This is a genomic window from Mycobacterium helveticum (genome assembly GCF_007714205.1).
In the GTDB taxonomy this organism is placed as follows: Bacteria; Actinomycetota; Actinomycetes; order Mycobacteriales; family Mycobacteriaceae; genus Mycobacterium; species Mycobacterium helveticum.
On record NZ_VMQU01000145.1, the window covers coordinates 1 to 12,471 of the forward strand.

The following is a 12,471-nucleotide window of genomic DNA, read 5'->3' on the forward strand; positions in this document are numbered from 1 at the left end:
CGCCCGGCCGCCCCCGCCGTCCCCCCCGCTGATCCGCAGGATCGGCCTCTCCGGGTCCGAGTACTGCTCACGGTGCGGCGATGTGGTGCGGGTGTGCACCACGGTGACCCCGGCCCGGCCCGTGGCCAGCGCCGAGGCGTTCACGTCGTAGCCGGGGTCGTCGACGACGATCAGCAGGTGCCGCAACGCGTCCGCCGGTTCCCCGGTGAACACCGGACGGTCCAGCAGGGCCGGGCCCAGCAGGGCGACCAGTTCGTCGGGGTCGGCCGACAGGAAGCGGGCCGACCCGACACCGTCGAGCTCGCCGGGAACGTCGACGTGGGGCAACCACTTCAGCCACGACCAGTCGCGGCCCTCCAGGTTCGGCGCGGCCAGCGCCACGCCCAGCACGGTCGGGTCGTGCCAGGTCACCGCCTGAGCGATCCAGGCGCGCAGGGCCGCCCGCACCTCCGCGGCGTCGCCCACGACGGTGATCCGGGAGACCTTGGTCAGGTCGATTCCGGTCGGCACGTCGCGCACGGTGCGCTGGGTATCGAGCAGGCTGCGTAATGCGCTGTGGCACACCGGCTCCAGGTCGATCTCGGCGGCGGTGTCCTGCACCTGCAGCGCGGTGTCCAGCGGCACCTGGTGGCGTCCGGCCCGCAGCACCAGGAAGTCGGGGTCGTGGGGGTCGCGCTCCCATTGACGACGAGAGCCGGGCACGGCCGCCAGCGTCGCCGGGTCGGGATGCGACCACTGTGCGGCCGCGCGCTGCTCGGCGGCCTGGGTGCGGATGTTGTCCCGCACCACCGACAGGTACCGCAGGTAGTCGGCCCGTTCGGCATCGACCTCCTCGGTGCGCATCGTGTTGTCGTTGCCGCGATACAGCGCGGTGGCGGCCAGCAGCAGCACGAAGGGGAAGAACAGGGTCTGCGGGGAGATCACCCGCATCCCGGTCGCCACCAGCGCGACGATCATGCCGACGATCAGGATCACGATCACATAGGGCATCGCGCGTCGCAGGAACGACGCCGGGATCACCCGGGGCAGTTCGGGAGGCGGCTCGATGGCGATGCTGCCCTTGCGGGCACCGGGCGGCGTCAGCCGGCGGCGGGCTTCGAAGATCAACCGGCTCATCGGGTTCCGCCTTCCGCCAGCAGGCCGTCGTGGCCGAGCAGCGCGTCGGTGCGCGACAGCGCCGGGCCGGGGGCGAACAGCGACAGCATGGACCACGGGATGGGGATCGCGGGTGGGTTCAGACCAAGGGCCGCAACGGTTTTACCCTGGCCCGTTTCACCCTGGCCCGTGGCGTCTCCCCCCGAGCCGTTCTCGGTCTCGTTGTCGATGCCGTAGCGGACGCCGGTGTCCGACACCCAGAACAGTGACCCGGCGGCCGGCGCCGCCGCTCCGTCGCCCACCGTCCGGGTGAAGTAGCCGGTGCCCGGGGCCAGGGCGACGCGGGCGGCGTTGCCCGCACCGACCAGGCGCACGGTGTGCACCCCGTCGGGTGTGGGCAGCGCCGAACCCGAGAGCAGGCTCAGCGAACTGGTGGCCGCCCCGGCCGGCTTGGTCCAATGCGCGCAGGTGACGGGATCTTTGGCCGCGTCGACCGGGACCACCTGCTGGTCGGGATAGCGCGCGGTGTCCAGCATCCGCGACACCGGCAGCTTGGCGACCTCGTCGGCTCCCAGTCGCGGCGGCTGCTCCAGGCCATAGGAATTCGTGTTGCGCAGGATCGCCGCGAGCACCGGTGAGATCGGCTGCAACCCGTCCGGCAGCACCGCGTAGTACCGCACGCTGCCCGACGAGCGCTGGTCCACCGCGTAGGACACCACGACCGCGCCGATCGGCGCCGGAACGTCGAAGCCGGCAGGGGTGCCGGCGTTCGGGATGTCCGGCGCCGCGAGCGCCGGCCCCGCGGGGATCGCGTTGAACAAACCGGCCGCGATCGGCCGCGGCGCGGGCACCCCGGTCCTCCCGGTGCCCAGGCCCAGCGCGTCGGTCACCGCGTGGTCGGCCAGGTCGAGCTTGCTGCGCCGGCCGTTCCACAACAACCAGGTGTCCGGGGCCCCCTGCGCCGGGACGTCGACCAGGATCCCCTGCCCGTCACGCAGCGCGCTCGCGCGGGCACCCCGGCTGTCGGGCGGGCCCGCCAGCACCGTGACCCCCGTGCTGTGCGCCCCGTGACCGGCCTGGCCGCTGATGCCGTCGCACACCGTCCAGTCGGCGTCGCGCGCGGGGTTCTGCACCATCCGCTCCGGCGCGCCGGGAATGCCGATCAGGTTGCCACGCGGAAAGCGGTCCAGCTCAGAGCTTTTCACCATCGTCGGATCGACGGGCCGGCCGACGATGAGCCGCGCCGAGGTGAGGTTGAGTACCGGGTGCAGGTCGTCGCCGACCCGCACGTACAGGGCGGCCGTGGCACGGTCGGCGAGGACGGGGCTGGTGCCCGCGGACCCGGCGGGCCGGATCAGCGAGAACACGAAGCAGCCCGCCAGCCCGGTGACCAGGATCAGCACGCCCATCAGCACCGCGCGCGACTGGGTGCGCAGCGGGTCGACCAGCATCCTGGTGTCGTGCAGCGCGATCCCGGAGGCGATCCGGCGCATCACGAAACGCCAGCCGGTGACCTGGTGGCGCGTGACGAAACCGCGGCGGTACTCGACCCGATCGGGGTTGTCGTTGGCCGGGGTCCGCGACGAGAAGGAACGCCGGGGCTCGTCGGGCTCGTGCTCGCTCATGCCGGCACCGAAAGGCCGAGGCCGCGCAACAGCGGCTCCACCGACCGCTCGACGTCCTGGTCGGTGATCGTCATCAGCTCCTCGTCGCTGAATTCGCCGGTTCCGGCGTGTTCGGAATGGTCGAGTCGGAATTCCCGCTCCTCCTCGGCGCGTTCGACGATGTTGCGCACGAACCGGCCGTTGCCGGCGATGTCGAGGTTGCGCCGCGAGATCCCGTTGGAGTCGGGCGTCGACTCCGCGGCCAGCTTGGCGAACAGCGCCTGCATGTGCTCGAGGGCGGCCCGCTCGAAGACGCTGTCGCGCTGTTCGGCCATCCTGTGCGCGATCTCCACCAACTCCGGCGGCGCGTACGACGGGAAGTCGATGCTGCGGGTGAACCGCGACCGCAACCCCTCGTTGGTGTCGAGGAACTTGTCCAGGTCGGCCCGGTAACCGGCGATGATCACCACCAGCCGGTCGCGGTCGTTCTCCATGCGGGCCAGCAGCGTGTCGATGGCGACCAGGCCGAAGTCGTTCTTGGCGCCGGTGGACACCAGCGCGTAGGCCTCGTCGAGGAACAGCACGCCGTCCAGCGCGCTGTCGATGATCGCGTTGGTCTTGGCCTCGGTCTCACCGATGTGCTGACCGATCAGGTCCGCGCGGTGCACCTCCCGGATGTTCTCCCGCTTCAAAAGCCCGAGCCCGCAATAGATTTTGGCGACCACGCGGGCGATCGTCGTCTTACCGGTCCCGGGCGGTCCGGCGAAGACCAGGTGATGGGCACGCTGCGCGACCTGCAGCCCGCGCTGTTTGCGCACCAGCTCCATGGCCACCGAGCTCTTCAGCCGCGACACCTGATTCTTGACCTCGTCCAGGCCGATGAACTCGGCGAGCTGGCGCTCGGCCTCGGCCAGCAGCGTCGCCTTGCGCTCGTGGGCGGCGGGGTCGACGAAGTCCTCGACGCTGGGCTCGGTGGCCGGATCCCACGGATCGGTGCGGGCCCCGATCCGGGCCGCGGTGGTCGTCACGATCCCGAAACTGGTGTCGGACAGGGCTTGTTCGACCCGTTCGTCCTCCGGATGGGCCGCGTACAGGTCCTGCAACACCTCCCCGGCGGACTCCTCGTCGACGTGCGCGCGCAGGACCAGCGCTTTGGCCAGCGCGCCGTCGACCGCCGCGACCGCGACCGGGCCCTCGGGTTCCTCAAGATAGGACAGCGCCGGGGCGAACATGCCCAGCCGGGCCAGCGCCGTGCCCAACGCGATCTTGGCGGCGTGCGAGAAGGCCTCGTCGAGGTCGGCGTCGTTGACGATGGGGGTCAGCAGCTTGACGACGTCCGACCAGCGCTCGGCCCGGTAGTTGACGACGACGGCGACCCAGCGGGCCGCGTGCCAGCCGGGCCGGCGCTCGGTGAGGCCCGCGACGATCCCGGCGGCGTCGGCGAAGCGCCCCGCCTGTGCGAGCGCGGCCGCGTACGCGAGCTGGAAATCGTCGGGGGTAGTGGCGCGCAACTGCAGATACAGCCCGGTGTCGTAGCGAAAGCCCAGCGCGCCGGGCGCCAGTTCCACCTGGCGCTGCAGCACGCCCGCGGTGTGCGCGGTGCGCGAAATCGCCTCGAGCACCCCCAGGGACGCGTCACCCGCCGCGGCCAGGCCGGTCCAGGCGTCGCACTGCTCGGAGGCGATGCGGGTCAGCGCGGTGAAGCCGGCGCGTGCCGCGCCAAGATCGGCCGGACGCTGCCGCTCGAACACGGCGAGACCCAGCGCGCGGCAACACGTCGCGAACCGGCTGACGACCTCGCCGTCGACCCTGCCGTTCGCCTTGCCGTTCGACGGGAAATTCGCAGGCTGCGCTGCCAGCACGCCGGTGTCACCGCGATCCACGGGCGCTTCTTCTCCTGTACACAGTGTTCCCTAACCTAACTTGCCTGAAGTTAGCATTGCATAAGCTAACTGTCCACGGACGCGGGGCCTTCGGCTACCCGGTCCCTTCCCACTCTTTACCGCAAATGAGTTTCCATAACTAGATGTCAGCCGCATTTTCGGAACCTGCGACGGAACCTGCGACACTTCGGGCTTACTGAACATGATTTTCATCATCCGGTAGCGATCCGGTAGCGTCGGGCTCCCAGCTACCCGGGACCATCGGCACCGAGGGTCCGCCACCGAATCCGTCGCCGGCCACCTTCGCCAGCCCGCTCGCTTCGACGGGGGTGCCCGATGCTGCCGTGCCGGCAAAACCCAGGGCCCCGGCGCCCCGGCTGGACACCACGACGCGCTCCGCCTCGTCGTCGAACGCACCCGTCCCGCCGGGCTCCTGGCCCAGGAACTCGTAGCGGTAACCGCGGTCCGGGCTCTTCATCGCCGCCCGCCTGCGCCGGCGCGACCTCTCCCGCTGCCGCGCCGCGGCCCCGGCGGCGGCGGCCGCCGCCGCGACATCGGGCTCGGGGGCCTTCCGCCGCGCGCCGGTACCCATCGCCGCACCGGCGCTCATCCGGGGGCCGCCGACCAGGTAGGGGAAGCCGCCGCCCCCGATGCCCGGGGAAGGTGGTGCCGGTGGTGCCGGGGCAGCGGGCGCTGGCGCGGGGGCGGGCGCCGGCGCCGAGGCCGGCGCCGCGGTCGGGGCCGGCGCTGCGGCGGCGCTAACCGGGGGAGAGCTACCAGCCACCGGCGTGGCGGACACCTCGGGGAGCGGTGCGGCCGGCGCCGCAGGGGTCACGTCGGGCTGTATCCCGGGCACACCATCAAGGCCCGCCAAACCGAACAAAACCGGGTTGACGGCCGGCAGGCCGGCCGCAAGCGCGTTGATCTGGGGGAAGAACGCCTCATAGGCCTCCGCCGCGTGGCCCACCTCGTCGGCTATCAACCCCGGAATGTCCGACTCCAGCTGCGCCGTCGCCAGGGAGGGATTCTGAGGAAACTCCAGGGCATCCCGTCCCAAGGTTTGCGGAACTTCGAGAAACCGATTCACCCACCAACTCAGGTCGTACGGGTCGCCGGAATCGTTGTCGACGATGTCCAGCACAGCACCGCCGGTATCGCTACTGTCGCTGCTCTGGGTCGTTTTCACGATGTGCGGCGGCGGTATGGTCCGCGGCGCGGTGGCTACCGCCGAGGAAGACGTCAAGTCGTACTGCGCCATGGCCGCGGCCGCTTGAATCCACATCCATACGTACTCGGCCTCGTTGATGGCGATGGGAATGGTGTTGATCCCGAAGAAGTTCGTGGCCAACAACGCCGCATTGGTCGCGTGGTTCGCGGCCAGCTCCGCCAGCGTCGGCATTGCGGCCAGTGCAGTGACGTGGGCGGCAGCCGCCGTCTCGTGCTTGACGGCCGCGACTGCGCTGTCGGCGCCGGCCTGCACCAGCCACATCACATAGGGCACGTGCGCGGCCACATACTGCTCGGCGCTGGGCCCCTCCCACGCCCCGGCCTGCACCGCCGCCAGGATCGTGCTGAGTTCTTCTGCGACCGCCGTATAGGCCACGCTCAAGGAGCTCCACGACCCGGCGGCGGCCAGTAGGCCGCCGGACCCGGGACCGCTGCTCAATAACGCGGAATGGACCTCCGGAGGCGAAGCCATCCAGATCGGCGCGGTCACTGTGCGCCTTTGGTAAGCGCGCCTTCGGTAAGCGAATCGGACGCCGGCGCGACCAATCCTCCGGCGTGACGCCACAACACCATGACAGCGACTCCTTGGATCACAACGACGACCACCCGGCTGAGGGAGGGCACAGTCAGCAGGCCTGAAGTAGGTCGGTGGCCAACGGAGAAAAGTTCCCGGATGGGGCCTGATCACGACACATTCGTCGGCGGGCACCGGTACACGGGCGAGCACCCAGAGCGCCGTCGTTCCAGACCCGGACCGACGAACACGCCGTTCAATTGGTCCCCGTCTCGGTGGCGATCGGGCCGGGCCCGAGGATACCGACCTGGTAGTTGCCCTGGTTCAAAGCGCCCGCATCGTAGGTGCCCGAGCTCGAAAGGCCGGTGTTGTCCCTGCCAGAGAGTCCCAGGCCCGAGTTGTCGGAGCCTGTGTTTCCGATGCCCACGTTGTCGTAATCCCGGTTGAAAAAGCCCGAGTTGGACCCGCCCGTGTTGAATATCCCCGACTGCACGTCACCGGTATTGAACAGGCCGGCGCTTTGCGAGCCATTGTTGAGCAGGCCGGAAGACGAATTGCCCGAATTGAAGAAGCCCGAGGATCCGGTCCCGGAGTTGCCGTATCCCGAGCTCGCGACTACCCCGGTCAGGTTAGCCGACCCGCCGACGCCCGTGTTCAGCGTGCCCGAATTGAGCAGACCTGTGCTGCTGTCGCCCGAGTTGAACCAGCCCGTGTCCACGTTGCCCGAATTGAAGCTGCCGGTGTTGGAACCCACACCCGGCGGCACTGTCGCGCCGCCGGCGTAGTCGAAGGTGCCGCCACCGGAGTCGAAATTACCGGCGTTGAAAAGGCCCGCATCCCCGAACCCCGTATTGCCGCTGCCCGCATTCCAGAAGCCCATATTCCCCGCACCGGCGTTCCCGAAGCCGAAGTTAAGGTCAGCCGCGTTGCCGAAGCCGGAGTTGAAGCTGCCACCGTTCCAGAAGCCTGTGTTGGTATCGCCCGAGTTGCCGAAACCGAAATTGCCGTCACCGGAGTTGAAGATGCCGAAGTTGCCGTTGCCGGAGTTAAAGAATCCGATGTTGTCGCTACCCGAATTCCCCAGACCGAAATTGCCTGGCCCCGAGTTCATCAACCCGGCAAAGTTGATGCCCACCTGATCGTTACCGGTGAGCCCGAGACCGATATCCCCGTTGCCGTTGTTGCCAAGACCGAAGTCATTGCTGCCGAAGTTGCCGAACCCGACATCGAAGTTGCCGGTGTTCCCGCTACCGAAGTTGCCTGAGCCGGAGTTTCCGCTGCCGACGTTGTTGCTGCCCTGGTTCCCGCCGCCCAGGTTGAGATTGCCGACGTTGCCGCTGCCCAGGTTGGTGTTGCCGACGTTGCCGCTGCCCAGGTTGGTGTTGCCGACGTTGCCGCTGCCCAGGTTGGTGTTGCCGACGTTGCCACTGCCCAGGTTGGTGTTGCCGACGTTGCCGCCGCCCACGTTCCAGTTGCCGACGTTACCCAGCCCCGTGTTCAGGTGCGGCAGGCCGGCGAGACCGGAAGCCGCCGACCGCACAACAGCAGCGGGCCCAACCGGTCTCGCCGCTATCGCAGTGGCCACCTGGCTCAGACCCGGCAAACCCTGCAACGTCTCCTGCCACGACGGCAGCTGCGCGGCCGCCGCCCAGACCCCGCCGTGGTAGCCCACCATCGCAGCCACGTCGGCTGCCCACATCTGCTCGTACCGTGCCTCAGCGGCGGCGATGGCCGGCGCGTTCTGCCCGAGAAGGTTCGACTGCACGAGTTGCACGAACTCATCGCGATTGGCCGCCACCACCGACGGATGCACCGTCGCCGCATGAGCAGCCTCGAAGGCACTGGCCACGGCCTCGGCACCGGCGGCCATCTCGTGAGCTTGCCCAGCCGCCACGTTGAGAACACCGACATACGGCGCGGCCGCGGCCAGCATGGCCGCCGAAGACGGACCCTGCCACGCCTGACCGACCAATCCCGCGGTCACCATGGCAAACGAATCTGCCGCCGAACCCAACTCCCGCCCCAACCCATGCCAGGCCGCGGCCGCGGCCAGCATCGGCGTCGATCCAGCACCCGAGTACATCAACACCGAGTTGATCTCCGGCGGCAACGCTCGAAAGCCCACCGGCGGCTCCCCTCCCCTCGAGTCCCGAATAGCCGTGCACCAGCTCTAGCGCTCCACCAGGGCCGGGCATCGCCTCACCCGGCCTGCGCGGACACGGGCTTTATATTGGTCGCGTGAAGCGGGGCGGCAGTTCCACGCGGCACTGGCCACGTGGGAGCCTGCCGAGAGGGTGATGCGTGCCGGCACGCGCGGGAACGCCGGTGACCGTCGGGTGGGCGCCCGTCACCACCTCGCTGCGGGTACAAGTTTTGGGAGGCCGACCATCGAACCGTCGCTGGCGTGGCTGCTTGACCCACTGACCGTGGAGTCCTTCCGCGAAGGAATCTGGGCGGTGACGCACCACCACATCAAGCGCAACTCCGCCGATTACTTCGACCGCCTGCTGCACCCCACCTCGGCCGTTGAGCAACTTCTCGAGCTGTTCCGCCGCGAACCGTCGGCGGTGCGCCTGATCAGGCAGGACGACAAGAAAAGCGGGTCCGAGAACTACCGGCTCAACGACGGTGGGCTTGATATCGGCGGTGTTCGCAGGGACTTCGACGATGGCTTCACGATCGTCGTGGACGGGGTCGAGCGCCACGTGCGGGCGATCGCTTCGCTGGCCCAATCCATCGAGGTCGAACTGAACTTCCCGGTACAGGTCAACGCCTACATCACGCCACCGGGAGCGCAGGGCCTGGTGCCCCACTACGACGACCATGACGTCGTCATTCTGCAGATTGAGGGATCCAAGATCTGGCATCTGTACGAGGACGTCCACATCCCCCCCCACCAGATACGAAATCGCGATAAGGCGGTTCCTACCGAGACCCTCCCGCTGCCCACCGACGTGCGCACGGAAGCCGGCGACGTGTTCTACCTGCCGCGCGGCCTGGTGCACGCGGCCGAGGCAGCCGCGAACCGATCCGTGCACCTCACCGTCGGACTCCACGCGCCCACCGCGCTCACCTTTGCCATCGGGGCCCTGCATTCGCTGAGCTTCCGCGATGACCGTCTCAATGCACAGCTGCCACCACGGCACCTCGATGACCCGGACCTCCAGGACACGTTGGGCGTCCTGCTGCGTGATGCCATGACCGCCGTCGAGGACCCGGGCGCTATCGCGGGAGGGCTCGACGCATTGTCGGATGTCTTGGTCCGCCGTGGCCGATGCCCACCGGTCGGACAGGTCGCACACGCCGCCGCGATCGACGGGCAGACACGGGTGCGCAAGTACCGGCCGCTGTATTCGCGGGTGAAGGTGGCCGCCGACAGCGTGGCGCTGCAGTTCGCCAGTTTGTCGATCAGCGCCGGTCGAGACCACGAAGCCGCCATGCTGTTCATGTCCGAGCGCACCGGGCCGTTTCGCGTCTGCGAGCTACCCGGGCTGCGTGCGGACCAGCGGACCGCACTGGTGCGGTCGTTGCTCACCAGCGGATTCCTCGTCCGGCTCCCCGAAGATTGATCACAGGCTTGTCATGGACTTCGCCGAATTGGCGTGCTGGACGCCGATCAGGCTCGATTTTTCTGGCACCGCGCCGGTGGTTTACTGGGCCGATCTGTCGGCGCAGCGCTTCGTCGATCCGTTCTTCGATCGGACCGTCGCGCGCTGGTTGTCCGGGCCCGGCGCCCCCCCGTTGGCCAAGACCGGGCTCGACGCGCTCGTCGCGCTCGATCGCGAGCCGTCGCTGGAGCCGGCCGGCATGATCTTTCACCTGTCGCGTTGTGGATCCACGCTGGTGTCCCGGCTATTGGGCACACTGCCGGGCGTCGTCGTCGTTGCCGAGCCCGCGCCGCTCAACACGCTGCTCGGGCTCGGACCCGCCGCGGTCGACGAGGCCACGCTGGTCCAACTCGTGCGGCTCGTGGTGCGGGCGCTCGGCCGCCGCCGGCACGGCGACGAACACCGACTGGTGCTCAAGTGCACCAGCTGGAACATCCGCCGCCGGGGTGTGCTCGCCGCCGCCTTCCCCGAAACACCCTGGGTCTGGGTACAGCGCGAGCCGGCGCGCGTGCTGGCCTCGCTGCTCGCCGACCCGCCGGGCTGGCTCGGCCTCCAGGCACACCCGCAGCGTGCCGCACGGCGTTTCGGCCTCGACCCGGCCGCGGTCCCGGCCATGCCGCGAGCCGAATTCGCCGCCCGCGCGCTCGGCGCGATGCTGGAGGCGGCCGCGAGCGATCCGCACGGGCGGCTCTGCATCGACTACGCCGACCTGCCCGCCGCGGTGTGGAATCGCGTTGCCCCGCACCTCGGCCTCGAAACAGATTCGGCAGCAATCGAACTCATGACCGAAGCGGCCCGCTTCTACTCCAAGGGGCCCCGCCTCTTTGCCGGCGACCGCCGCCGGATCACCGACGAGATGCGGACGGCCGCGCAGCGATACGCCGAACCCGGCTATCGCGCGCTCACGCCTTGACGGCGCTGACCAGGGTGTTGCGGACGAGCATCGACCCGGCGTCGGTTTCCGGCCCGGGCACCGGGCGGCCGACCTGCCGGAGGTAATCGGCCAGCGAAACGCCGCTCGCTTTCCAGCCCCGGTTGCCGAACCATTCGGTGGCCGGCGCGCAGCGCTCGTTGTAGACCAGTTGGTAGAACGGCCGCTGCTCCTGGCCCGCAGCCATCGCGGCGCGCTCCTCATCGCGCTTGGCCTCGAATTCCCGCTGGTCCAGCGGCGCGCCGTCCTCGATGGCGGCATGGCTGCCGGGGCCGGCCAGGCCGTCGATGCCGGTGAACAGCTGCTCCTGCGCGGCGGCCGGGAGATAGATCAGCAGACCCTCGGCGATCCACGCCGAGGGCTGGGCCGGATCGAAACCGCCGTCCCGCAGGGCCTGGGGCCAGTCCTCGCGTAGGTCGACCGCGATCTCGCGGCGCACCGCACGCGGCTGGGCACCCCGCTCGGTGAGCACCTCGCGTTTGAAGTCGAGGACCTGCGGGCGGTCCAGTTCGAAGATCGTCGTCGCGGCCGGCCAGTCCAGGCGATAGGCGCGGGAATCCAGTCCCGCCGCCAGGATGACCACCTGCCGCACGCCCGCGCCGGCGGCCCGGCGGAAATACTCGTCGAAGTATCGGGTGCGGGCGCCCTGGAAGTTGACGAAAGACTCGCCGAAGTCGGCCGTCTTGAGGTCGTGGTCGGGGGCCTTACCGTCCAGCACATCGGCCCAGCGGCCGCCGACGGCGCGGCAGAAAACCTCCGCATACGGGTCGACGGCCAGCGGGTCGGGCTTCTGGGCTTCCAGCGCCCGCGCGGTCGCGACGTACAACGCCGTGGAGCCGACACTTGTTGTGATGTCCCAGGTATCACCTTCGCTTCGCATTGCACCGACACTACGCCGACGGCCCGTGGCGGCCCTTTCCCGGTGGATCGCCACCCGATGACAAACCGGCGAAGTGGCCCACCATCAGCCGTCGTCTCCCGGCAACTGCGGGCGGCCTCCGAACGCATCATCGGCCAGCGTGATCATTCCTGCCGCCCGCCCGGGACCGGCCCGGTGAGCGGTTTCGACCGTCCCTTCTGCGCCGCGTGTGCGCGCAGCCACGATCTAGAAATCCCGCCGTGCGCCGGCATCCCGGCCGTCGCGTTCGGGACGGCCGTCGCGATCCCAGCTGCCCGGCATCATCGGGACCCTCGGGCCACCGCCGAACCCGTCACCGGCCAGCGCGGCCAGGCCCGCGCCCGCAGCGACCGCGTCGGTGTGCGCCGTGCCGGCGAACCCGAGGTCTCCGGCACCGCGATCCGAGGCGATGGCCTCGCCGTTCGGCGGCTCGGTCCAGTCCGGTTCGACGGCGAGGTCCATGTCCAGGAACTCGTTGCCGTGGTCACGCAGCGTCGCCCGCCTGCGCCGCCGCGCACGCGCCGCTTCCACCGCGGACGCGGCCGCCGCGACGGCCGCGCTATCGGGTTCCGGCGCTTTCCTTTTCGCGCTCGAACTCGCCCGGGCACCCATTCCCGAACCGAACCCGATGCCAGGCGGCACCGCGTAGGGAGGGAAGAATCCGGCCGGGGGTGCGGGAGCGGGCGGCGGCGCCGGCGCGGAACCCGGGGG

At 69.7% G+C, this 12,471-nt stretch carries 9 protein-coding genes and 1 pseudogene; 2 read left to right on the forward strand and 8 right to left on the reverse strand.

Annotated features, from left to right (window positions below):
* From FPZ47_RS23490 to FPZ47_RS23510, 5 genes and pseudogenes are all read right to left on the reverse strand, one after another.
* Positions 1-1,116, reverse strand: a pseudogene (locus FPZ47_RS23490) (type VII secretion protein EccC); the annotation flags it as partial.
* The gene (gene eccB / locus FPZ47_RS23495) at positions 1,113-2,720 is read right to left on the reverse strand and encodes a type VII secretion protein EccB (protein ID WP_144955949.1); all 1,608 of its coding nucleotides are present in this window, start codon (positions 2,718-2,720) and stop codon (positions 1,113-1,115) included. The pseudogene FPZ47_RS23490 and the gene eccB, both read right to left, overlap by 4 nt.
* Positions 2,717-4,582 (reverse strand): type VII secretion AAA-ATPase EccA, encoded by a 1,866-nt coding sequence (eccA, locus tag FPZ47_RS23500; RefSeq protein ID WP_144955952.1) that lies wholly within the window; start codon positions 4,580-4,582, stop codon positions 2,717-2,719. Before eccA ends, eccB begins: the two co-directional genes overlap by 4 nt.
* Before the next feature lie 193 nt (positions 4,583-4,775).
* A complete protein-coding gene (locus FPZ47_RS23505) occupies positions 4,776-6,299 on the reverse strand; it encodes a PPE family protein (RefSeq protein ID WP_144955956.1) in 1,524 nt (507 codons plus the stop codon).
* Between the two features lie 280 nt (positions 6,300-6,579).
* Positions 6,580-8,448, reverse strand: coding sequence for a PPE family protein (locus FPZ47_RS23510; RefSeq protein ID WP_145039626.1), 1,869 nt, complete (start codon positions 8,446-8,448; stop codon positions 6,580-6,582).
* A 322-nt stretch (positions 8,449-8,770) separates the two neighbouring features.
* On the opposite strand from FPZ47_RS23510, the gene FPZ47_RS23515 reads away from it, so the two are divergent.
* Positions 8,771-9,892, forward strand: a complete 1,122-nt coding sequence (locus FPZ47_RS23515) for a cupin domain-containing protein (RefSeq protein WP_246133568.1) — start codon at positions 8,771-8,773, stop codon at positions 9,890-9,892.
* 13 nt (positions 9,893-9,905) lie between these two features.
* Positions 9,906-10,844, forward strand: a complete 939-nt coding sequence (locus tag FPZ47_RS23520) for a sulfotransferase family protein (protein ID WP_144955964.1) — start codon at positions 9,906-9,908, stop codon at positions 10,842-10,844.
* Here the strand turns inward: FPZ47_RS23520 and FPZ47_RS23525 are convergent.
* From FPZ47_RS23525 to FPZ47_RS23530, 3 genes are all read right to left on the reverse strand, one after another.
* Positions 10,834-11,742 carry a class I SAM-dependent methyltransferase gene (locus FPZ47_RS23525; RefSeq protein ID WP_144955966.1) on the reverse strand — a complete coding sequence of 303 codons (909 nt, stop codon included), beginning with the start codon at positions 11,740-11,742 and terminating at the stop codon, positions 10,834-10,836. The two genes, FPZ47_RS23520 and FPZ47_RS23525, sit on opposite strands and share 11 nt — an antisense overlap.
* A gap of 84 nt (positions 11,743-11,826) precedes the next feature.
* A complete protein-coding gene (locus FPZ47_RS30775) occupies positions 11,827-11,964 on the reverse strand; it encodes a PPW family C-terminal domain-containing PPE protein (protein ID WP_425461835.1) in 138 nt (45 codons plus the stop codon).
* 3 nt (positions 11,965-11,967) lie between these two features.
* Positions 11,968-12,471, reverse strand: a 504-nt coding sequence (locus tag FPZ47_RS23530; protein ID WP_484213800.1) for a PPW family C-terminal domain-containing PPE protein, incomplete at its 5' end; no start/stop codon positions are given.

Excerpts from the sequence above, each read along its gene's own strand:
- FPZ47_RS23525 (WP_144955966.1), bottom strand. The coding sequence starts at position 11,742 with ATGCGAAGCGAAGGTGATACCTGGGACATCACAACAAGTGTCGGCTCC.
- eccB (WP_144955949.1), bottom strand. The coding sequence starts at position 2,720 with ATGAGCGAGCACGAGCCCGACGAGCCCCGGCGTTCCTTCTCGTCGCGG.
- FPZ47_RS23520 (WP_144955964.1), top strand. The coding sequence starts at position 9,906 with ATGGACTTCGCCGAATTGGCGTGCTGGACGCCGATCAGGCTCGATTTT.